The sequence below is a fragment of the Nocardioides soli genome, assembly GCF_014191495.1.
In the GTDB taxonomy this organism is placed as follows: Bacteria; Actinomycetota; Actinomycetes; order Propionibacteriales; family Nocardioidaceae; genus Nocardioides; species Nocardioides soli.
This window is the reverse complement of the sequence record NZ_JACHWR010000004.1, coordinates 139,408-161,007: the sequence shown is the minus strand read 5'-3', so window position 1 is coordinate 161,007 and position 21,600 is coordinate 139,408. Positions and strand designations below refer to the sequence as shown.

The window sequence follows — 21,600 nt, the reverse complement described above, 5'->3', positions numbered from 1 at the left end:
CGGACGCGGTCGTCGAGGGCGAGGATGCCCCGGCGCGGTGAGCGGGAGGTTCTACATTTGGCCGCCATGGGGTTCCTTCGTCGCCAGGTCGTCACCGCAGCCCTCACCGCCAACGCGCTGCGTCCCCTGCCCGGGCCGCGCGCCGCGATCCCGGCCTTCGCCGCCGGCTGGCTGACCAGCGAGCTCGCACCGCACCTGATGGCGGTGACCGCGGTCGACACCGCCGCGCACGTCGTACGCCGGGGACGGCGTCTCGGGCTGCTGCTCGCCGGCCTCAACCTCGCCGGCCAGGCGGTGCTCGTCGACCAGGCGCGGCGGGCGCGCACGAACGTCGAGGACGCGCTCGTCGAGGGCCTTGGCGTCGACTACGTCGAGCAGCTCGACGCGAAGCCGACCCCGGCCGAGCTCGCGACGCCGTGGCGCGCGCTGGTGAACCCGTTCAGGATGCGCAACGCCGGTGTCGTCGTCGACAGGGACGTCGCCTACGCGCCCGAGCACGGCAGGCGCGGACTGCTCGACGTCTACCGTCCCGCAGCGGGCACCGACGGGCGCGCGCCGGTGCTGCTCCAGGTGCACGGCGGCGCCTGGACGATCGGCACGAAGGACCAGCAGGGCATCCCGCTGATGCAGCACCTGGCCGCCAAGGGCTGGGTCTGCGTCGCGATCAACTACCGGCTCGCGCCGCGCGACCCCTTCCCCGCCCAGATCGTCGACGTGAAGCGCGCGATCGCGTGGATCCGCGAGCACATCGCGGAGTACGGCGGCGACCCCGCCTACCTCGCGATCACCGGCGGCTCGGCCGGTGGTCACCTCGCGGCGCTCGCCGCGGTCACCGCCGACGACCCCGGCTACCAGCCCGGATTCGAGGGCTCCGACACCAGCGTCGCCGTCGCGATCCCGCACTACGGCGTCTACGACTTCGCCGGCTCCACCGGCCTGCGCAGCGCGGAGCGGATGCGCGACGAATTCCTGGCGCCGCGGGTGGTCCGTCGTACCTGGGCCGAGGCCCCCGACGTCTTCGAGGCCGGCACTCCCCTGCTCCGCGTCGGCACGGACGCCCCCGACTTCTTCGTGATCCACGGTGCCCACGACTCGCTGGTCTCGGTCGACCAGGCGCGGCTGTTCGTGCAGCGGCTGCGCGAGACCTCCGGCGCCACGGTCGTGTACGCCGAGCTCCCCGGTACCCAGCACGCCTTCGACGTGTTCCCGTCGATCCGGTCCGCCCACGTCGTACGCGCGATCGACCGGTACCTGCACTGGCACTGGAACCGCTGGCGTCGCGAGCGCGCCCTCGCCTCCTGACCATGCCCCGCGTTCCCTTGCGCCGACCCCTGCGCCGTCCACAGCCGCGGTCGCGGCCGTTTCGCATCGTCGCCGGTCGGGGAATGATCGGCGACGTGAGCCGTACTCGGGCGGTCCTCGTCGCCCTCCTCCTGTCGACGGTCGGGCTGGCCGGGTGTACCGACGACGACCCCGAGCCCGCCCCACCGCTGCCGACCACCGAGGCGCCGACGTCGCCGAGTGCGACGACGGCTGCCCCTGAGGACCCGGAGGAGACCGTTCGGGCGTGGGTGGAGGCACGGAACGCCGCTCTCCAGGACGGAGACATGGCGGCAGTGCGCTCGCTAACGTCGCCGACCTGTCGGTCCTGTGCCGGGATCCTCGACCCAATCGAGACGGTCTACAAGAACGGCGGCCACTTCGAAACGGCGGGTTGGACAGTCCAGGCAGCAAATCTCAAGTCACAGACGGACAAGAGCGCGACGGTGTCGACCGGACTCGAGTTCGCTGAAGGACGCACGGTGCCAGAAGCAGGTGCGAAACCGGTGACTTACGAAGCCGAGAAGCACATCGTCGTCTTCAAGCTCCGGCTGACCAACGATGGCTGGCAAGTCAGGTTCATTGGGTTCGTCTCATGATCTGCCGATCTCTCCTCGCCACCGCCTGCGTCGTCCTGACAGTCCCCGTCGCAGCTGCGCCGGCGCACGCTGAGTGTCGCTACGTCCAGGAGGAGACGATGATCGACGGCGCGGTGCAGATCAGGACCGTGATGCACTGCTCAGGCTCCGAGGAGCCAGTCGCGGATCCAGCGGCCGTGCCACCTCGGGATTCCGACTGGGACGCAGTCTGCGTCCGAACCGCGCTTGATCTCGATCTCGACCCGCGCGAGTTCTGTGACATCCCCACCGACGCAGCTCAGCCCGAGGTGACGCCTGGGCTCGTGCTACGCGCATTTCAACGCATCCCGTTGCCCGAGGCGCAACTGATGATCCAGCCACCCAGGGGCCGGACCTTGGTGAACTTCGAGACGAACTTCTACACCGAACAGGGCGAGTTCACCCGCACCGTGCCGTTGCTGGGGCGTCAGGTCGAGCTGCGGATCTGGCCGGCGAGCTTCCGTTGGCGCTTCGGCGACGGCGACGTGCGCGAGACCTCGTCCCCGGGATCGGCGTACCCGGACCTGGAGATCACGCACTCCTACCGTCGGAGGGGCCGGGTCGCGCCGAGCGTGGACACGACATACGCCGCGGAGTTCCGCGTCGACGGCGGCCCGTGGCGGGAGGTCGCCGGCACCGTGACGATCCCCGGCAGCCCGCAGTCGCTGCGCGTCGTCACCGCTCGACCGGTCCTGGTCGGCGGCTGATCGCGACGGCGCCTGAGCCTCGAAACCACCGCCGCCGGGACACGATGGTTGAGGTGTGAGGGCCGCCAGGCCCGAGCCTCGAAACCACCGTCCACAAGCACCCCGCCGGGGTGTGGATCAGGTCGCTGGATCGTGATCTGTTCGTGACCCAGACCCCTGTGGAATAAGGGGATTCAAGGCCTTGAGTGTCGGTGGTGGGTGCTTGAGTAGTGGGCATGACAGCACAGGCCACGCCGCGACACCGGGTGTCGACGACGACCGCGCGGATGCGCGACCTCGTCGACGCGGTGGCCGATGCGTCGGTGTGGTCCATGGACCCCACCGAGACCGGCGCGACACTGGTCGAGCTGACCCGGCTGGCGGCGCAGGTCAGCGAACTGCAGGCCCGGGTCGCCGCGCACGCCGACACGATGCATGTGGGCCAGGACGTGGGGGCGTCGTCGGCGGCGAACTGGCTGGCCCACCAGACGAAGACCACGCGGGCGGCCGCGTACGGCGCGGTGCGGCTCGGCCACAACCTCGAGACCCACGCGTCGACGCGGGAGGCGCTCGCGGCCGGGGAGATCGACGTCGAGCGGGCGCGGGTCGTCATCCGGTGGGTCGACCGACTCCCCGCCGACCTCGGCCCCGAGACCCGGGAGAAGGCCGAGGCGCATCTGCTCGCCGAGGCGCGGCACCACGACGCGAAGGCACTGGGCCGGCTCGGGCGGCGGCTGTGGGAGGTCATCGCCCCCGAGGAGGCCGACGCCCACGAAGCCCAGATCCTGCAACGGCAGGAGGCGGCCGCGCTGCGGGCCTGCTCGGTCACGATGGTCGACGACGGGGACGGGAAGACCCGGGGCCGGTTCACCCTGCCGACCTACCACGCCGCCGCACTCAAGAAGATGCTGATGGCGCTGGCCGCCCCCAAGCACCTGGCCGCCACCCAGGGCCCCGGCGTCGAGCGCAGGCCCGGACCCGAGGCGCTCGGCCGGGCGCTGTGCGAGCTGATCGAGCGCTACCCCACCGACCGACTGCCCCAGACCGGCGGCGTCAACGCCACCGTCGTGGTCGTCATCGACGAAGACACCCTCACCGGGCGGCTGGAGAAGGCCGGCGTCCTCGACACCGGCCTTCCAGGTCAGCCCCGCCATGGCCCGCCGGCTCGCCTGCGAGGCCGGCATCATCCCCGCCGTCCTCGGCAGCGCCTCCGTCCCGCTGGACCTTGGCCGGCGGAGCCGCTACCACAGCGAGCACCAGCGCATCGCCATGTTCCTGCGCGACCGCGGCTGCCGCGCCGAGGGCTGCGACCGCACGATCGGACTCCACGCCCACCACCAACAGCACTGGGTCGATGGAGGCCACACCAACCTCGACGACGGCGCCTCCCTGTGCGCCTGGCACCACACCCTCATCCACGACCCCACCTACCAGACCACGTACCTCCCCACCGGCAAGATCCGATTCCACCGGAGAACGTGACGGCTCCGTCACCGCCCGGGTGCGCGCGGCGCCTACTCCGCTCGCGAGGGCGCCGGCAAGGAGACGCACCTAGCCGCGGGTGTGGGTTCATCAAGGGATGCAGGCCGACCCGCGCTGACCCGGGCGAGCTCAGCCAGGGAGGCGCGACCTCGCCTTCATCCCTTGGTGAAACAGCGCCCGGCGGGACCACCGGAGAGCGACCAACGCCGCAGCCCACAACCGGCAGACCGAGCCTCCACACCACCGGCGATGTAACGCAACGGGCACCGACCGCGCTGTGCATGAGTGACCGATGAAACGAGTTCGGGAGGAACCCATGCGCCATATCGCGCTTAGCGCGGCTGCCATCACGGCACTCTCACTGTCCGTCGTACCGATCAGCGCGGCCACCGCCGCCGACCCGTTGATGTGCCAGGGGCAGGAGGTCACGATCGCGGCCGCGGCCAATGACCAGGTCGTCGAGGGCACCGCCGGTGCCGACGTGATCTCGACCGCCGGGTTCGACCGGGTGACGATCAACGGCCTCGGCGGCGACGACGTCATCTGCCTAGGCGACAGCCAGAGCCCCGTCGTCAACGCCGGCGACGGCAACGACAAGATCCACGCCGAGACCAGCGCCACGCCGAAGATCGACGGCGGCGCGGGCGACGACGTCATCGAGGACCGGACCGCCGGCAGCGACCCGCTGCTCGGCGGCGAGCTCACCGGCGGCGACGGCAACGACACGATCAGCGTCACCTCCCGCACGACGGTCGCGCGGGGCGGCGCGGGCAACGACAAGATCACCGTCGCCGCGGGCGTGGCCACCGATCCGGCGGCCGAGAACGGCGCGTATCCGACCGTCCTGCCCGGCGCGGGCGACGACACCGTGGACGGCGGTGGCACCGCGCTGCTGAGCTACGCGGACGCCACCGGCCCGGTCACGGTCGACCTCACCGCGGGCACGGCGACCGGCAACGGCACCGACACGCTGACCAACGTGGTCAACGTCGTGGGCTCGCCGGCCGCGGACACGATCGTCGGCACCGACACGGCCAACTACATCGAGGCGGGCACCGGCGACACGGTCGACGCCAAGGGCGGCGACGACGTGATCAAGGCCGACGGCGCGAAGAGCGTGCTCGGCGGCGCCGGCAACGACACCATCACCGCGACCTCGTCGACGGTCGACGCCGGTGACGGCGACGACACCGTGACGGCGACCTCATCGACGGTCAAGGGCGGCAACGGCAACGACACCATCACCGCCACCTCCTCGACGGTCGACGCCGGGGCCGGGGACGACGTGCTCCACCTGACGTCGTCCAAGGCCAAGGGCGGCACGGGCAACGACAAGATCACCGCCATCAAGTCGACCGTCAACGCCGGCTCGGGCAACGACGACATCGTGCAGAACGGCGGGACGGTCAAGGGCGGCTGGGGCGCCGACACGATCGAGGTCGTCAACTACGGCACCGCGCGCGGCGGACCGGGCAAGGACGTGCTCCGCACCAGCCAGGACCCCGCGCCCGAGAAGGCGGGCCAGGGCATCCGGCTCTTCGGTGACGCGGGCCGGGACCGCATCGTCGTGTGGACCACCGCCAAGAAGAAGAACGGCGACCGGATCAACGGTGGCCCGGGCCGAGACACGATCGACCTGCGCACCCTCGACGGCGGCACCGTCGTCGACCTCGAGGCCGGCCGGGTCGTCCTCCGGCCGACGTCGCAGAGCCCGCGCTGGACGCGCGTGCCCGCACGTGACTTCGAGGCGGTCCAGGGCTCGCCGTTCAACGACCGGCTCTACGGCAGCAGCCGCGCCGACCACCTGCGCGGCAACGGCGGCCGCGACGTGCTGTACGGCCGTGGCGGCGCCGACACGCTGCACGGTGGCAAGGGCCGCGACGTCGCCTACGGCGGGGCCGGCAACGACACCTGCATCGCGGTGGAGGTCCGGCACTCCTGCTGAGTGCACCCCGGACCGCGTGCGCCCCGATGTGGGGGACGACCGGGCGGTGGCGCGTCGCGCCACCGCCCGGTTCGCACGTCGTAGGGTCCTGACATGGACCTGGAGTTCTCCGGCGACGTGTGGTTCTGGCGCGGGCCCGCGCCCCATCACTTCGTCTGGGTGCCCGAGGACGACGCCGCCCAGCTCGACGACGTCGCGGCGGCGGTCACCTACGGCTGGGGCATGATCCCGGTGACCGTCCGGCTCGGCGGCTCGACCTGGACGACGTCGCTCTGGCCCAAGGACGGCGGCTACATCGTGCCGCTCAAGGCGGCCGTACGCCGCAAGGAGAACGTCGGCATCGGCGATCGGGTGGCCATCGGGCTGGTCATCGACGTGTGACCCGCTTGCGGATCATCGGGTACGTCGCACCACGCGTTCGACCCGGTCGCGGCCCACGACGACGGCACCCAGGTCGGCGCCCACCTCCGTCGGTGCGCCCGCGCCGGTGACCGTGTAGCCCTCGGTCTCGACGTCGGCACCCACCAGCCGACGGGCGCGGTCCGGAAGCCGGCGCTGGTCTAGCGCGGCAGCCCCAGGATCCGTTCGCCCGCGACGTTGCGCAGGATCTGCGTCGTACCGCCGGCGATCGACAGACAGCGGGTGTTGAGCAGCTCCCAGACGTCGGCCCGCACCTCGTCGGAGTCGTCGACCAGCACGGCGTCGCCGTGCAGGGAGACGACGAGCTCGGCGCCGTCCTGCCGGTTGCGGACGCCGAGCAGCTTGGCGACGCTCGACTCCGCGCCGGGGCCCTGTCCGGCGAGCGAGCGCAGCGTGGCTCGCACCCCCAGCAGCGAGCAGACGGTTGCGAGCGCGACCGAGTGCCCGACCGCGACCCGCTGGGCGGCGGTGACGCCGGTCGCCGCCAGCTCGATCGCGCGCTCGGTGCTCTTCGAGAGCCGGGCGCTCGCCATCGCCACCCGCTCGTTGGCGAGCGTGGTGCGGGCCAGTCGCCAGCCGTCGTCCACGGCGCCGACCACCATCGAGTCGGGCACGAACACGTCGTCGAGGAACACCTCGTTGAACAGGGCCTCCCCCGTGATCTCCCGCAGCGGCCGGACGTCGACGCCCTCGCTGTTGCGCATGTCGACGAGGAAGTAGGTGATGCCCTTGTGCTTGGGGGCGTCGGGGTTCGTGCGCGCCAGGCAGATGCCCCAGTCGGCGCGCTCGGCCACGGAGTTCCAGACCTTCTGCCCCGACAGCCGCCAGCCGCCCTCGACCCTCGTCGCCCGGGTCCGCAGCGACGCCAGGTCCGACCCGGCGCCCGGCTCGGAGAAGAGCTGGCACCAGGTCAGCTCGCCGAGCAGCGACGGGCGCACGAACCGTTCGCGCTGCTCCTCGGTGCCGTGCTCCAGGATCGTCGGCACCGCCCACCCGGCGATCACGATGTCCGGCCGGGTCAGCCCGGCGGCGGCGAGCTCCTGGTCGATGACGATCTGGGTGACCGCGTCGGCGCCCAGGCCGTACGGCGCGGGCCAGTGGGGTGTCAGGAAGCCGGTCTCGACCAGCGCCGCGCGCCGTTCGCTCTCGGGCCGCTCCGCGATCTGCGCGACCGTCGCGCGGATGTCCGCGCGGATCGGCTCGTCGCGGCCGTCGAGGTCGAGCCGCACCCGGCGGCGTACGCCGTCGACGGCCGCCGCTGTCAGCCGCTCGGCGGCCGCGTCGCCCTCTCCCACCAGGGCGCGCAGGGTCAGCGCGCGGCGCAGGTAGAGGTGCGCGTCGTGCTCGAAGGTGAAGCCGATCCCGCCGAGCACCTGGATGCACGACTTGGCGACCTCGACCGCCCCGTCGAACGCGATCACGGCGGCCACCTCGGCGGCGAACGCCCACTGCTCGTCGTCTCCGGACGCGACCGCCGCGACGTCCCATGCCGCCGCGGTCACCGCCTCCGCGGTCTCGAGCATCTCGGCGCAGAGGTGCTTGATCGCCTGGAAGGACCCGATCTTCTGGCCGAACTGCTCGCGCACCTGCGCGTACTCCACCGCCGTCGCCAGGCACCAGCGCGCGATGCCCGCGGCCTCGGCCGCGGCGAGCGTGACGGCCGTCCGGCGTACCCGATCGGTCGTGACATCGACCGCGGCGCCGGCGGCGGCGTCGAGGACGCGCAGCCGCCCGAAGCGCCGGGTCAGGTCGAGGCCGGTCTCCGGCGCGATCTCCACGGCCGAGCGCGGCAGCAGCCGCCAGCCGCCGACGTCGGCGAGCACGTGGGTCGCCGAGGGTGCGTCCCAGACCAGGTCGCCGAGCGCAAGACCGACCACGGAGTTCTCGGGCAGCTCGCCCAGCACCGCGGCGGCGACGCTCGGGCCGAGCAGCGGCCCGGGGACCAGCTCGTGGGCGCACGCCTCCAGCGCCACCGCGACGTCGAGCGGCGAGCCCCCGCCCCCGCCGACGTCCTCGGGCAGCCCGATGGTCGCCACGCCCATCTCCTGGAGCGCCGCCCACGCCGGCGCGAAGGTGGCCTCGGCATCGCCCTCGGCTGCGCGCGCGAGGTCGCGGCCCCGCAGGTCGGCCGCCCACTTGCGCAGGCTGGACGCGAGCTCGACGTGCTCGTCGGAGATCCCGATCGACATCTACCCCTCCGGGATCGGTGGTTTCGAGGCTCGCTTCGCTCGCACCTCAACCACCGAGGAACTAGAACGTGTTCCAATCCTACTAGAGTCGGCGCCGTGAGCACCGACTGGATCGACCACGCGCTCGACGCGAAGGGCTTCATGCCCGAGGACGAGGGGCTGCTGCTGCACCGGTACGCCCGGGAGCGGCTACCCCACGGGCCGGCGCTCGAGGTGGGCACGTACTGCGGCAAGTCGGCGATCTACCTCGGGGCGGCGGCACGCGAGATCGGTGGGACGGTCTTCACGGTCGACCATCACCGCGGGTCGGAGGAGAACCAGGCCGGCTGGGAGCACCACGACGCGACGCTGGTCGACGACGAGTTCGGGCTGATGGACACGCTGCCGGTCTTCCGCAGAACGATCGCCCGCGCCGGCCTGGAGGACCAGGTCGTGGCGGTGATCGGCCGGAGCACGACCGTGAGCGCGCACTGGCGCACGCCCCTGTCGCTGCTGTTCATCGACGGCGGGCATGCCGAGGTGCACGCGCAGAACGACTACTCCGGCTGGGCGCCCTGGATCATGCGGGACGGACTGCTGGTCATCCACGACGTGTTCCCCGACCCCGCGGACGGCGGGCAGCCGCCGTACCACGTCTACCTGCGCGCGCTCGAGAGCGGCGCCTTCGCCGACGTGGAGACGCTCGGCTCGATGCGGGTGCTACGACGTGTGTCGGGGGACGCTGGAGACCGCGTCGGCTGAGGGGCAGCCGCACTCGAGCGCCAGCTCGGCGAAGTGCGCCAGCGAGGTGCCCCGCATGATCCCCGAGCCGGGCGTGCTGTGCCCGCTGGACTCGCCGAGCGCGTCGACCGCGAGGATCATCGCCGCCGCGGTGTACGTCGTGTGCTCGACCGGCCAGTGCACGTTACGCGGCTCCCCCGCCGCGGCCTCGTCGGCGGCGTCGCCGTAGACCCAGCCGGTCCAGTAGCGGCCGTCGTCCTCGCGCAGGTGCTGCATGTCGCGCAGCAGGGTCAGGGCGCGGCGGTGGTCGCCGAGGAGGTCCAGCGCCATCGCGAGCTCGCAGGTCTCCGCGCCGGTCACCCACGGGTTGGTGTCGACGCAGCGGATCCCGAGGCCGGGCACGACGAAGTCGTCCCAGCGGCTGTCGAGCAGCTCGAAGGCGGCCCGGCCGCGGACCGCGCCGCCGAGCACCGGGTAGTACCAGTCCATGGAGTAGGTCGACTTGTCCTCGAACAGGTCGCGGTGCGCGCGCACGGCGTGGCCGAGCCGGCCGCCGGCCAGCTCCCACTCGGGCTGGGGGTCGTCGAGCAGGTCGGCGAGGGCGACCCCGGCGCGCAGCGAGTGGTAGATGCTCGAGTTGCCGGTGAGCAGGCAGAAGTCCTCGGTCGGCGTCCAGTTGATGCCGCCCCACGCGACCTGCTGCGAGACCACCCAGTCGAGCGCGGCCCGCACGATCGGCCAGTAGCGGCGCACGAACCCGCTGTCCCGGCGTACCAGCCAGTGGTGCCAGACGCCGACCGCGAGGTACGCCGTCATGTTCACGTCGCCGCGCTCGTCCTCGGGCACGCCGTTCACGATCTTCATCGGGAACGACCCGTCCGGGCGCTGGAGCGCCGGCATCCAGGCGTAGGCGCGCTCCGCGGCCTCGACCTCGCCCCCGACGAGCATCGCCATCGCGGCCTCGACGTGGTTCCACATGTCGACGTGCTCGCCGACCGTCCACGGCACCGCGCCCCAGGGCTCCTGCATCGCCACGATCGACGCCGCGGTCGCCGCGACCTGCTCGGCCGAGACGACGCCCTCGACGTACGGGAGCCGGGCGAGGGGCTCGCTCATGCGGGCTCCGGCTTGCGGAAGTACAGCACCATGCTCTTGCCGATGAGCGGGTCGAGCACCTTGCCGGCCACCCGGAGGGTCCTGGGCTGCTTCATGATCTCCCAGACCAGCAGCTTGTGGTACGCCTTCGCGAGCGGGTGGTCGTCGTTCTCGACGCCGACGGCGCACTTGATCCACCAGTACGGCGCGTGCAGGCCGTGGGCGTAGTCCTTGCCCTCGAAGATCATCGCGTCGCCGGGCGTGCCGTCGTTGAAACGCCCGGCCTTGGTGACCTTGTCGATCAGCTCGTGGTCGGTGTAGATCCGGATGTGGCCGCCCTGGGCGTTGTGGTAGTCGTCGGAGAGCTTCCAGTTGATGACCTCGGGCAGCCAGCGCGGCACCGAGATGGCCAGGGTGCCGCCGGGGCGCAGGACCCGCACCAGCTCCTTGATCGCGTCGACGTCGGCGTGGATGTGCTCGAGCACCTCGGCGGCGACGATCCGGTCGAACTCGCCGTCGGCGAAGGGCAGCTCGAGGGCGTCGCCCTGCTTGATGTCCGCGCTCGCCCCCTCCGGGACCTCGCCCTGCTCCTTCATCGCCCCGAAGATGTCCAGCACGCCGGCCAGCTCGTCGGCGTCCATGTCGAAGGCGACCACGTCGGCGCCGCGCCGGTACATCTCGAAGGCGTGCCGGCCGCCGCCGGCGCCCATGTCGAGCACCCGCTCGCCCGGGCGCAGCCCGAGCCGGTCGAAGTCAACGGTGAGCACTGGTGTCCTTCCGGTAGTCCTCGATCACGTCCTCGTACGCCGCGGCGACCTGCTGGGCGACCGCGCGCCAGCTGAACATCTCCTCGACGCGGCGGCGGCCGGCGGCGCCGTACCGCTCCCGGCGCTCGGGGTCGTCGAGCAGCGCGCCGATGGCCTTCTCGAGCTCGCCCACGTCGCCCGGGGTGACCAGGTCGGCGCAGACCCCGTCGGGGCCGACCACCTCGGGGATCGCGCCCGCGTCGGAGACCACCAGCGGGGTGCCGCACGCCATCAGCTCCGCGGTCGGCAGCGAGAAGCCCTCGTAGAGCGACGGCACGCAGGCCACCTCGGCCGAGCCCATCAGCTCGACGAGCTCGGCGTCGCTGACGCCGTGGACGAAGCGCACCGAGTCGCCGATCGAGAGCTTCTCGATCAGGCGCTCGGTGCGGCCGCCCGCCTTGGGCTTGGTGACCAGGAACAGCTCGACGTCGCGCTCGGTGCGCAGCTTCGCGAACGCCTCCAGCAGCGTGGCGATCCCCTTCATCGGCGCGTCGGCGCTGGCCATCGCCATCAGCCGGCCGGGCACGCGGGGCTTGGTCGGCGGCACGAAGACGTCGTCGACGCCGAGCAGGATCACCTGCATCCGGGCCGGGTCGACGCCGAAGTCGCGGGCGATGTCGCGCCGCGACGTCTCCGACGGGGTCAGGATCCTGCGGGCCCGCCGGGCCACCCGGGACTGCATCTTCACGAAGCCGTACCAGCGGGTGAGCGTGAGCTTGCGCCAGGGGTTGCGGGTCGCCCGGATATCGATGCGCCGGTCGTAGCTGATCGGGTGGTGCAGCGTGGTGATCAGCGGCAGTCCGAGCTTCTCGATCTCGAGCATGCCGTAGCCGAGCACCTGGTTGTCGTGGACGATGTCGAAGTCGTCGACCCGGTCCTTCAGGGCGCGTACGGCGCGGAGGCTGAACGTCTTCGGCTCGGGGAAGCCGGCCGCACACATGGTGAGGAACTCCTCGACGTCGATCCGGTCGCGGAACTCCTGGCGCTTCGGCACCCGGAACGGGTCGGGCTCGCGGTAGAGGTCGAGGCTCGGCAGCTTCGTGAGCTTCACGCCGGGGTCGAGCTCGGGGTAGGGCTGCCCGGAGAACACCTCGACGGTGTGGCCGAGGTTGGTCAGCTCGCGGCTGAGGTGCCGGATGTAGATGCCCTGGCCACCGCAGTGCGGCTTGCTCCGATAGGACAGCAATGCGACTCGCATCCGCACCCTCTCTCCCTGGGACTCCGTGGGTCTTCCGTGGGTATTCCGTGGGCTCCGCGTGGGCCGGATGCGATGACACCGGGCCAACCAAAGTGGAACGTGTTCCTATTTTAGACCATGGATTGTTAGCCTAGTCGCGACATCACGGAGTCGGTCCCGGCGGGACGCTGCCGGAGAACGGCCGGGAGCGTCACTAGACTCGGTGGATCACGTAGTTCCGTCACCGACGAGTGGTGGCGACCATGACAACACCTACGGGGGTCCCGTGTGAGCACCGCCAACTCGCTGGCTGTGGAAGATCTCGGCTCGGCCGCGCAGCGTGACCGGCGCAAGCGCATCCTCGACGCCACGATCCAGCTCGCGTCCCAGGGCGGCTTCGACGCCGTCCAGATGCGCGCGGTCGCCGAACGGGCTGACGTGGCCCTGGGCACGCTCTACCGCTACTTCCCCTCCAAGATCCACCTGTTGGTCTCGGCCCTGCAACGCGAGTTCGAGCGCACCGAGACCGCGATGCGCGAGCGGCCGGTCGAGGGCGACACCGCCGCCGAGCGGGTGATCACCGCGCTCAAGCGCACCACCCGCGGCATGCAGAGCGACCCGCAGCTCACCGAGGCGCTGACCCGCGCGTTCATGTTCGCCGACGCCTCGGTGGCCACCGAGATCCACCAGGTCGGCATGCTGCTGACCTCGATGCTGACCCGGGCGATGTACCCCGAGGGCCACGACGAGCTCACCGAGGAGGACGTCGCGATCGCGAGGGTGATCGGCGACGTGTGGCTCTCCGCGCTCGTCGGCTGGGTCACCGGCCGCACGTCGGCCGCCGAGACCGGTCAGCAGATCGAGGTCGCGGTCAGGCTGCTGCTGCGCGACTGACCTCCCCGGCCCCAGGGCCTCGTGGGCTCAGGGCGAAGGTGACGCCGAGGCCGATCCGGAGGGCGACGGCGACGCGGAGGGTGACGGCGACGGCGTCGTGCCCGGGGTCACCGCGAGCCTGGTCTGCGCGAACGCGTGGGTCGGCGTCGCCGGCAGGCGTACGACGTACCTGGTCAGTCGCGCCGGCGTCGGCACGTCGAATCGGGCGGTGCCGGCCGCGTCGAGCACGCCGCGCGCCTGCTGCACGAGCAGTCCGTCGCGTCGGACCAGGAGCACGACGGAGTCGCCGGCGCGGCCACCGGTCGCGCTGACGCTCAGGCTGGTGACGGCGCCCTGGGTCTGGGCCGAGGCGACCAGCGTCGGCTGCAGGACGAGGCGCCAGGCCGGGCTGGCCACGCCGCCCGCGCGCAGTCGCACCGACGTCGACTGCTGCAGCGGGCCGGTGGCCATCGAGACCGACCCGTCGGCCGCGGTGCGCGCGACCGAGATCCGGTGCCAGCCGCTGCTCCCACGCGCCTGGAGCACCACCGAGACGCTGGCCACGGGGGTGCCGTCGGCGGCCCGCACCTGACCGGCGACCACCGCCGTGCCGCCGGGGGCGACCCGCTGGCCCGCGCCCGCGGAGACGATGCTGACCGAGGCGGGCGGCGCGACGGGCGGGACCGTCGGCGTAGGCTGACTGGGCTGGGCGGTCGGGGTCGTCGTCGGGCTCGGCGACGTCGTCGGCGCCCCGGTCGGGCTGGTGGGGACCGGGTCGGTCGGGTCGGTCGTGGGCGACGCCGGGTCCGTCGCCGAGGGCGACGCCGAGTCGGTCGGGGTCGCGGACCCGCTGGGGTCGGCCGACGGCGACGCGCTGTCGGCCGCGGTCGTGGGCGACGCCGACTCGGACGACGACGGCGACGGCCCGGTCGACGGATCAGCGGAGGCCGACGTCGTGGGCGACGCCGGCGACGGTGCCGCCGAGGCGTCCGGCGGGGTCGGCTCCGGCGTGGTGCGGGCCTCCTGGGCGGTCGCCTGACGCTGCGAGTCGGACGGCGGGACGCCGATCGGCGCCAGCACCGAGTGGAAGGCCCGCTGCACGGGATCCGGCAGGCTGCTGGAGTACGCCGCGGCAACCCCCGCACTGGCCACCGCGAAGACGACGGCCAACGTCGAGCCGGCGCCGAGGCGCCGGATCGCGGCCCGACGCGCCCCACCCGGCGCCGGCGTCGGCGCCGCGTCGGTGGCCCGGGCGGCGCGGAACATCGCGACGTACCGCTCCTCCTCGGACAGCTCGGACGGCGTACCGGGGGCGCGGAGTGCACGCTCCAGCGACGCCTCGTCGTGCTCGTCGCCGTTCATGACTCCTCGCCTCCTTCCGGTCGGGGCCCGGCGGTCCGGGACAGTGTCTTCAGTGCTCGGTGGACGCCCACGCGTACGGCGCCCGGTCTCTTGTCCAGCAGGCTCGCGACATGGGCGACGTCGAGTCCGGCCACCACCCGGAGCATCACCATCTCGGCCTGCGCGGGTGGCAGCGTGGCGACCAGGCGGAGCGCGGCGGCCGTGGCCTGGTTCTCCGCGGCGTCGTCCTCGGCGCTGGGGGCCGTCGTCTCCCGGGCGGCGGCCTCGGCCGGGTCGGCCACCGGCACCACGCTCAGGCCCCGGGAACGGGCCCGGCCCTGGTCGATGGCCCGGTGCCGGGCGATCGTGAACAGCCAGGCGCGGAAGTCGGCCAGTCCGCCCTCGAACGCCGCCAGCCCCTTGACCACGTGCATCCAGGTCTCCGCGGCGAGGTCCTCGGCGCCCTCGTCGCCGCGCACCCGCAGGTAGCGGAGGAGCCGCGGATGCAGGTCGCGCCACAGGGTCGCGAACCCGGCCTCGTCCCCCGCTCGGGCCGCGACCAGCGCGAGCTCCAGCTCGGTCATCGGCTCGTCGTGGTCACGGAAGTCGTCGAGCTCGACCACCGGCGCACGCACGTCGGCCCGGGACGGTGACGTCCCGGGTCGACGTGGCAGGCGCCGATCGTTGGTCGCGTCCAGCTCAGCTCCTAAGGGTGTCACCGGGAGGCCTCATCGGATCGGCCCCGCTCTCATGGGAGCCGCGCTGACTCCGCTGCGCGAGGCAGGGCCCGTCCCGGCGTACGACCGACGGTAGTCGGTGCCCGGTGCCCGGACGTGGACCTCGACGGCGCGGCTGCGCCCGCCGGGGAGGCCGGCCACCGGGGCGACCCGCAACCGGTAGCGGGTCGTGCTCTCCGGGGTGACCGTGAAGGTGACCGTGCCGTCGGCGGTGCTGGTGCCGGTGCTCACGACCGTCCACGGCGTCTTGGGCTGGAGGGTCCGCGCGGCCAGCGCGACGGTGGCACCCGCGACCGGGCTCTCGCCGTGGACGACGGTCCCCGCGACCAGCGTGCTCTCCCCCCGCTCGATCTCCGGAGGCTCGACGACGATCGTCACCGTCGGCCGGACGTCGACCTCGACGATCGCGCTGGTCGTGGGGCGGAAGGTCGCGGAGCCGGCGTACGCGAGCCGGTAGGTCGTACGCACCTTCGGCCACACCCGGAAGGCGACCCGGCCCTGGCGTCCGGTGCGGTGGCCGGTGCGGAACTGCCAGCTCCGCTGCGTCGCGGTGCGCGACAGCAGCACCACGGACTTGCCCGCGAGCACGGTCTCGCCCGCGCGGAGCGTGCCGCGGAGCACGCTGCGACCGCCGGCCGGCACCACCCCGCGGACCGCACGGGCCGAGAGCGTGGTCGGCAGCCGCCGCGCCGGCTTCTGCGCGGTGTGCACCCGCAGGGTCGCGACGCCGCTGACCCGCGGCTGGGCGTCGTCCGCCCCGGCGTAGCTCCACCGGTAGCGGGTGGTCACCTCGGGACGCACGTCCAGGCGCAGGTTGCCCCGGACGCCCGCGACCGCGGCACCGATCGGGGTGAAGACCTGCTCCCCCTTCGCCCGCGCCTCGAGCGCGACCTCGCGCCCCTCGGCGGGCAGGCCCGCGACCCGGAGGTTGCCCACGACGGTGCCGGTCCTGCCCACCGTGATCGAGGGCAGCACCGTGCGGATCGAGATCGAGGTGGCGGCCGGCGCCGCGACCGATGCGGTTGTCGACGCCCCCGCCGACGCACCGGACGCGACACCGACAGCCCCGAGCCCGACGAGCGAGGTCGCGACCAGCGCCATGGCGACGAGCGCATGCCTCAGCCCGCGGGAGACGGTGGCGGCGGACGAGGACGACGAGGCACGGGTGCGGGCCATGGGTGCCATGGTGCTGCCTCCTCGGGTGGTCTCGTCCAGCGCGTCTCACCACCCAAAGCGTCGGCGACCCCGATTCCGTTACACCCGCAGCACCGCCGCGGTGGTTGAGGTGCGAAGGCGCGCTGGCGCCTGAGACGCTTCGAAACCATCGAGCCGGGTCATCTGGGGTGGGCTGGTGTTCGTTGGGGCCGGGAGGGGAGGTACGTCGTCCCGGTGGAACACCACCGCCCGGTGAGCGTCCGTGGATAGTCCGTCACGAATGGCTGGCCGATCACGCGGAAACGACAGCCGAAACGTGACGGACTATCCAAACCACGAGCCCGACCGCGAGCCGGCAGCCGCGCTGCGCCCGAAATGAGAACCGGCGGGGAGCCGAAGCCCTCCCGCCACTACCAAGGTATAGCCGACCGGGGGTCTTGCGGCAAGGCCCCCGGTGTGCCGCACAATCTCCGCTCCGGCCGCTCGCACCCCACGGGAGCTGACACCACGTGACCCCTCTGACGAGCAGCGCGTTCGCGCTGCCCGAACATCTCGCAGTCAAGGCCGACCCGGCCCTGATCGCCGACGACGAGCGGCACTTCGCCGCCATCGCGGAGAGCCTCGAGCACTCCATCGCGGACCTCGACGAACGGCTCGACACCACCCGGAAGGCACCCGGACGCGCCTACCAGGAGGCGCTCGACCGCGACCAGGAGGTGCACCGCCTGACCGCCCGGCTGCGTACCCTGCGTCGCTTCAGCCTGGACCTCTGCCTGGGCCGCCTCGTCACCTCCGGCAAGCCCGACGGCACCGGCGGCGAGGCGGTCTACGTCGGACGCCTGGGCCTCACCGACCGCTCCGGTCGGCGGCTCCTCGTCGACTGGCGCTCCCCCGCGGCGGAGCCGTTCTTCGCGGCCACCCACGCCGAGCCGATGGGCCTGGCCAGCCGGCGCCGCTACCGCTGGACCGGCGGACGGGTCACCGACTACTGGGACGAGGTCTTCACCGCCGAGGCGCTGGAGGACGCGCGGCGCGGCAAGGTCGCGCTCGACGACGACTCCGCGTTCATCGCGAGCCTCGGCAGCAGCCGGTCGCCGCGGATGCGCGACGTGCTGAGCACGATCCAGGCCGACCAGGACGCGATCATCCGCGCCAGCTCGCACGGCGCGCTGGTCGTCGACGGTGGACCGGGCACCGGCAAGACGGTCGTCGCGCTGCACCGCGCGGCGTACCTGCTGTACGCCGACCCGCGCCTGGGCGGGCGCCGCGGCGGTGTGCTCTTCGTCGGTCCGCACCGGCCCTACCTGGCGTACGTCGCCGACGTGCTGCCGAGCCTCGGCGAGGAGGGTGTGCAGACCTGCACGGTGCGCGACCTTGTGCCCGAGGGCGGGTCCGCACCCGACGAGGCCGATCCGGAGGTCGCCCGGCTGAAGTCGACGGCCGACATCGTGCACGCGATCGAGCCCGCGGTCCGGCTCTACGAGGAGGCGCCAACCGAAGGCATGGAGGTCGAGACGCCCTGGGTGGACCTGTGGCTCAGCGCCGACGACTGGGCCGAGGCGTTCGCCGCGGTCGACCCCGGCACCCCGCACAACGAGGCCCGCGACGACATCTGGGAGGCGCTCGTCGCCATCCTGCTCGACAAGGTCGACTCCGATGCCGACATCCCGGAGGACCAGCTCCGGCGCGCGCTGCTGCGCAACGGGGCGCTGGTCGACGCCTTCGATCGGGCCTGGACCCTGGTCGACCCCTACGACCTGGTCGGCGACCTGTGGTCGGTGCCGGCGTACCTGCGTCGCTGCGCGCCGTGGCTGAGCGCCGAGGAGGTCCGGCTCCTGCAGCGCACCGACCCCCATGCCTGGACCCGGTCGGACCTGCCGCTGCTCGACGCCGCCCGGCTGCGCCTCGGCGACCCCGAGGCGTCACGGCGCCGCCGCCGGCGCGAGGCCGCGCTCGCCGCCCAGGCCGAGGAGATGTCGCACGTCGTCGACCACCTGATCGCCGACGACGACTCCGAGATGAAGGTGATGTCGATGCTGCGCGTCGAGGACCTCCAGGGCGCTCTCGTCGACGAGAGCGTCGCGCCGGTCGCCGACCCGGACCTGCTGGCGGGTCCGTTCGCGCACGTCGTGGTGGACGAGGCGCAGGAGTTGACCGACGCCGAGTGGCAGATGCTGCTGCTTCGCTGCCCGTCGCGCAGCCTCACCATCGTCGGCGACCGCGCCCAGGCGCGGCACGGGTTCGCGGAGTCGTGGCAGCAGCGGCTCGAGCGCATCGGCGTCGGTCAGGTCCGGCACGCATCGCTGACGATCAACTACCGCACGCCCGAGGAGGTGATGGCCGAGGCGGAGCCGGTCATCCGGGTCGCCATCCCCGACGCGAACGTGCCGACGTCGATCCGCAGCAACGGCCGACCCGTCGTCCACGGGTCGGCCGCCGACCTGGACTCGATCGTCGCGTCCTGGGCGGCGGAGCACCCCGACGGCACCGGCTGCGTGATCGGCGCCCCGTCGTTCCAGGCGGCTTACGCCGGCACCGACCGGGTGCGCTCGTTGACCCCCGAGCTGGCGAAGGGCCTGGAGTTCGACCTCGTCGTGCTCGTCGACCCCGACTCCTTCGGCACGGGCATCGAGGGCGCCGTCGACCGCTACGTCGCGATGACCCGGGCGACCCAGCAGCTGGTGGTGCTGACCAGCGACTGACGGCGGGTCGGCGGGTCGGCGGTGAGCAGGCAACCAGCTGCGACGTGGGAGAGGTTGCTGGCTCACCGCCAGCGGAGCTCACCCGCACCCGGCGGTGAGCAGGCAACCGACTGTCGCGGCGAAAGGGTTGCTGGCTCACCGCCCCACGGTCCCGACGGCTCCGGACCCCGGCCGGCTACCCAACGTACGCCCCCGTGGTGCCACCCAGGTCCATGGCGGGGAGGCCGAGCTTGCGGTGGTCCCACGACCGCACCCGGTCGGGGTCGAGGCGGATCGCGGCGCGGTTGTGGGCCATGAACTCCACGAACGGCCGCATCTCCTCGGAGTAGGGGCCGTGGTAGCGCTCGAAGATGTTGACGCAGACCTCCCAGACGACGGCCTCGTCCTCGATCACCACGCCGCGCCCCTCGATCGCGACGCCGCGGAGCTGGTCGTAGGTGTGCCCGGCCTCGACGAGGAACGAGCAGCGCGGGTCGCGGCGCAGGTTGAGCGTCTTCTGCGCCTTCCGCTTGGTCTCGAACCAGATGTGGTCGTCCATCACGGCGTACCACATGCCGACCAGGTGGATCTGCCCCTGCGGGCCGAAGGTGCCCAGGGTCGAGGACCGCTGCTGGTGCAGGAACTCGACCTGCTCGTCGTGGCTCATCACGACCTGGGCGCGCTGGTTGGCCATGTGGTCAGCCACCGAAGGCGTGGGTCGCCGTGACGCCGCCGTCGATGGAGATCTCGGCACCGTTGACGTACGCCGACTCGTCGCTCGCGAGGTAGACGTAGAGCGGTGCGATGTCCTCGGGGTACCCGACCCGGCGCAGCGGCACCTTCGAGGCACCGAACTCCATCGCGACGTCGCCCCCGTGCACGCGGGTCATCGGCGTGTCGATCATGCCGGGGTGCACGGAGTTGACCCGGACCCCCTTCGGGCCGAGCTCCATCGCGGCGCACTTGGTCATGCCCCGGATCGCCCACTTGGTCGCGGCGTACGCCGTGCAGCCGGCCATGCCGGCCAGGCCCTCGACCGAGGAGGCGTTGATGATCGAGCCGCGGCCCTCGCGGCACATCACCCGGCTGACCGTCTGCATGCCGAGGAAGCAGCCCAGCTGGTTGACCCGCCAGAGCAGCTCGACCTCCTCGGCGGGCATCCGCTCGATGTCGCCGAAGCGCAGGATGCCGGCGTTGTTGGCGAGCACGCTGACCGGGCCGAAGCGCACGCCGATGTCGTCGACGACCCGCTCCCACGACGCCTGGTCGCTGACGTCGTGTTCGGCGAAGTGGGCCAGCTCGCCCAGCTCGTCGGCCAGCGCCTGCCCGGCCTCCTTGGCGACGTCGGCGATGACGACCTCGGCGCCCTCGGCCACGAACGCCCGCGCGATCGCGGCGCCCTGGCCCTGCGCGCCGCCGGTGACGATCGCGACCTTGCCCTCCAAGCGCGCCATCAGACGGTCAGCTTCATGATCGAGTCGGCCGCGAAGCCGACGGAGGGGTCCCGGTCGCTGAAGTAGCCGCCCAGCTGCTTGTCGAGGTCGTCGGCGGTCCAGAGCGAGCCGGACTTGTCGAAGCGCTCCTCGACCACCGGCGCACCGACCAGCGCGACCATGCCGCCGTACACGACGAAGACCTGCCCGGTGATCCGGGCGGCCGCGTCGGAGGCGAGGTAGGCGACCAGCGGGGCGACGTGCTCGGGCGAGTAGGGGTCGACCTCCTCGCCCGAGGTGTCCGCACCGAAGACGTCGGCGGTCATCGCGGTGCGGGCCCGGGGGCAGATCGCGTTCGCGCGTACGCCGGAGCTCGCCATCGCCCGCGCCGTGGAGACCGTCAGCGCGGCGATGCCGGCCTTCGCCGCGCCGTAGTTGGCCTGGCCGGGAGGCCCCGAGAGGAACGCCTCGGACGCGGTGTTCACGATGCTGGCGCCGACCGGACCACCGGTCTGCTTCGCCAGCGCCCGCCAGTGGGCGGCCGCGTTGCGCGAGAGCAGGAAGTGGCCGCGCAGGTGGATGTGGATCACCTGGTCCCACTCCTCGTCGCTCATGTTGAAGAGCATCCGGTCGCGGGTGACGCCGGCGTTGTTGACCACCACGTCGAGCCGTCCGAAGCCCTCGACGGCCGCCGCGAGCAGCGCGTCGGCGGTGGCCCGCTCCCCCACGTCGCCGGCGACAATGCTGGCCGCGCCGCCGCGGGAGCGGATCTCCTCCGCCGTACCGTCCGCGCCGCCGGGTAGGTCGTTGAGCACGACCCGGGCCCCGGCGTCGGCGAGGGCGAGCGCCTCCGCGCGACCGAGACCGGCCCCGGCGCCGGTGACGATCGCGACCCGACCGTCGAGAGATGCTTCGGACACGTG

20 protein-coding genes and 1 pseudogene are annotated in these 21,600 nt (G+C 72.6%); 10 read left to right on the top strand and 11 right to left on the bottom strand.

Annotation, left to right across the window (positions count from 1 at the left end; translation table 11 throughout):
* Nucleotides 1-66 precede the first annotated feature (66 nt).
* The 7 genes and pseudogenes from FHU40_RS23660 (at nucleotide 67) to FHU40_RS23635 (ending at nucleotide 6,431) form a co-directional block, all read left to right on the top strand.
* Nucleotides 67-1,302 (top strand): alpha/beta hydrolase, encoded by a 1,236-nt coding sequence (locus FHU40_RS23660; RefSeq protein WP_183594959.1) that lies wholly within the window; start codon nucleotides 67-69, stop codon nucleotides 1,300-1,302.
* A gap of 83 nt (nucleotides 1,303-1,385) precedes the next feature.
* On the top strand, nucleotides 1,386-1,919 hold the full coding sequence (locus FHU40_RS23655; RefSeq protein WP_183594958.1) for a DUF6318 family protein: 534 nt from the start codon (nucleotides 1,386-1,388) through the stop codon (nucleotides 1,917-1,919).
* Nucleotides 1,920-2,017: 98 nt separating this feature from the next.
* Nucleotides 2,018-2,644 (top strand): hypothetical protein, encoded by a 627-nt coding sequence (locus FHU40_RS23650; RefSeq protein ID WP_183594957.1) that lies wholly within the window; start codon nucleotides 2,018-2,020, stop codon nucleotides 2,642-2,644.
* A gap of 215 nt (nucleotides 2,645-2,859) precedes the next feature.
* Nucleotides 2,860-3,684: pseudogene (locus FHU40_RS28605) on the top strand (DUF222 domain-containing protein); the annotation flags it as partial.
* Between the two features lie 91 nt (nucleotides 3,685-3,775).
* Complete coding sequence (locus tag FHU40_RS28600) at nucleotides 3,776-4,105, top strand: HNH endonuclease signature motif containing protein (protein ID WP_246391523.1); 330 nt, start codon at nucleotides 3,776-3,778, stop codon at nucleotides 4,103-4,105.
* Between the two features lie 316 nt (nucleotides 4,106-4,421).
* Nucleotides 4,422-6,050: a calcium-binding protein gene (locus FHU40_RS23640; RefSeq protein ID WP_183594956.1), complete on the top strand. Its 1,629-nt coding sequence runs from the start codon at nucleotides 4,422-4,424 to the stop codon at nucleotides 6,048-6,050.
* 93 nt (nucleotides 6,051-6,143) lie between these two features.
* On the top strand, nucleotides 6,144-6,431 hold the full coding sequence (locus FHU40_RS23635; protein WP_183594955.1) for a DUF1905 domain-containing protein: 288 nt from the start codon (nucleotides 6,144-6,146) through the stop codon (nucleotides 6,429-6,431).
* A gap of 12 nt (nucleotides 6,432-6,443) precedes the next feature.
* Here the strand turns inward: FHU40_RS23635 and FHU40_RS29155 are convergent, their stop codons facing one another.
* Complete coding sequence (locus tag FHU40_RS29155) at nucleotides 6,444-6,575, bottom strand: hypothetical protein (RefSeq protein ID WP_281374841.1); 132 nt, start codon at nucleotides 6,573-6,575, stop codon at nucleotides 6,444-6,446.
* Nucleotides 6,576-6,610: 35 nt separating this feature from the next.
* Complete coding sequence (locus tag FHU40_RS23630) at nucleotides 6,611-8,659, bottom strand: acyl-CoA dehydrogenase family protein (protein WP_183594954.1); 2,049 nt, start codon at nucleotides 8,657-8,659, stop codon at nucleotides 6,611-6,613.
* 96 nt (nucleotides 8,660-8,755) lie between these two features.
* Here FHU40_RS23630 and FHU40_RS23625 point away from each other — a divergent pair, with 96 nt between their 5' ends.
* Nucleotides 8,756-9,400, top strand: coding sequence for a class I SAM-dependent methyltransferase (locus FHU40_RS23625; RefSeq protein ID WP_343058015.1), 645 nt, complete (start codon nucleotides 8,756-8,758; stop codon nucleotides 9,398-9,400).
* On the opposite strand, the gene FHU40_RS23620 is transcribed toward FHU40_RS23625, so the two are convergent.
* The 3 genes from FHU40_RS23620 to FHU40_RS23610 are packed head-to-tail and all read right to left on the bottom strand — an operon-like array spanning nucleotide 9,359 to nucleotide 12,478.
* On the bottom strand, nucleotides 9,359-10,495 hold the full coding sequence (locus FHU40_RS23620) for a glycoside hydrolase family 15 protein (protein ID WP_183594953.1): 1,137 nt from the start codon (nucleotides 10,493-10,495) through the stop codon (nucleotides 9,359-9,361). The two genes, FHU40_RS23625 and FHU40_RS23620, sit on opposite strands and share 42 nt — an antisense overlap.
* Nucleotides 10,492-11,241: a methyltransferase domain-containing protein gene (locus tag FHU40_RS23615; RefSeq protein ID WP_183594952.1), complete on the bottom strand. Its 750-nt coding sequence runs from the start codon at nucleotides 11,239-11,241 to the stop codon at nucleotides 10,492-10,494. The genes FHU40_RS23620 and FHU40_RS23615 overlap by 4 nt, the downstream gene beginning before the upstream one ends.
* Nucleotides 11,228-12,478, bottom strand: coding sequence for a glycosyltransferase family 4 protein (locus FHU40_RS23610; RefSeq protein ID WP_183594951.1), 1,251 nt, complete (start codon nucleotides 12,476-12,478; stop codon nucleotides 11,228-11,230). Before FHU40_RS23610 ends, FHU40_RS23615 begins: the two co-directional genes overlap by 14 nt.
* A gap of 267 nt (nucleotides 12,479-12,745) precedes the next feature.
* Between FHU40_RS23610 and FHU40_RS23605 the strand changes: the two genes are divergently transcribed.
* Nucleotides 12,746-13,351 carry a TetR family transcriptional regulator gene (locus FHU40_RS23605; protein WP_183594950.1) on the top strand — a complete coding sequence of 202 codons (606 nt, stop codon included), beginning with the start codon at nucleotides 12,746-12,748 and terminating at the stop codon, nucleotides 13,349-13,351.
* Nucleotides 13,352-13,378: 27 nt separating this feature from the next.
* Here FHU40_RS23605 and FHU40_RS23600 read toward each other — a convergent pair whose 3' ends face one another.
* The 3 genes from FHU40_RS23600 to FHU40_RS23590 all read right to left on the bottom strand — a co-directional run bounded on the left by FHU40_RS23600 (nucleotide 13,379) and on the right by FHU40_RS23590 (nucleotide 16,584).
* Entirely contained in the window at nucleotides 13,379-14,692 is a 1,314-nt protein-coding gene (locus tag FHU40_RS23600) for a hypothetical protein (protein WP_183594949.1), read from the bottom strand.
* Nucleotides 14,689-15,306 carry a sigma-70 family RNA polymerase sigma factor gene (locus tag FHU40_RS23595; RefSeq protein ID WP_221200223.1) on the bottom strand — a complete coding sequence of 206 codons (618 nt, stop codon included), beginning with the start codon at nucleotides 15,304-15,306 and terminating at the stop codon, nucleotides 14,689-14,691. Before FHU40_RS23595 ends, FHU40_RS23600 begins: the two co-directional genes overlap by 4 nt.
* Nucleotides 15,307-15,399: 93 nt before the next feature.
* Complete coding sequence (locus tag FHU40_RS23590) at nucleotides 15,400-16,584, bottom strand: hypothetical protein (protein ID WP_183594948.1); 1,185 nt, start codon at nucleotides 16,582-16,584, stop codon at nucleotides 15,400-15,402.
* Between the two features lie 488 nt (nucleotides 16,585-17,072).
* On the opposite strand from FHU40_RS23590, the gene helR reads away from it, so the two are divergent.
* Nucleotides 17,073-19,265, top strand: coding sequence for an RNA polymerase recycling motor ATPase HelR (helR, locus tag FHU40_RS23585; protein WP_183594947.1), 2,193 nt, complete (start codon nucleotides 17,073-17,075; stop codon nucleotides 19,263-19,265).
* 175 nt (nucleotides 19,266-19,440) lie between these two features.
* Here helR and FHU40_RS23580 read toward each other — a convergent pair whose 3' ends face one another.
* From FHU40_RS23580 to FHU40_RS23570, 3 genes are read right to left on the bottom strand one after another with little or no spacing between them, the layout of a single operon-like run.
* Nucleotides 19,441-19,938, bottom strand: coding sequence for a pyridoxamine 5'-phosphate oxidase family protein (locus tag FHU40_RS23580; RefSeq protein ID WP_183594946.1), 498 nt, complete (start codon nucleotides 19,936-19,938; stop codon nucleotides 19,441-19,443).
* A gap of 4 nt (nucleotides 19,939-19,942) precedes the next feature.
* The gene (locus FHU40_RS23575; RefSeq protein WP_183594945.1) at nucleotides 19,943-20,698 is read right to left on the bottom strand and encodes a glucose 1-dehydrogenase; all 756 of its coding nucleotides are present in this window, start codon (nucleotides 20,696-20,698) and stop codon (nucleotides 19,943-19,945) included.
* Nucleotides 20,698-21,597 carry a 3-oxoacyl-ACP reductase gene (locus FHU40_RS23570; RefSeq protein ID WP_183594944.1) on the bottom strand — a complete coding sequence of 300 codons (900 nt, stop codon included), beginning with the start codon at nucleotides 21,595-21,597 and terminating at the stop codon, nucleotides 20,698-20,700. The genes FHU40_RS23575 and FHU40_RS23570 overlap by 1 nt, the downstream gene beginning before the upstream one ends.
* Between the last annotated feature and the right edge of the window lie 3 nt (nucleotides 21,598-21,600).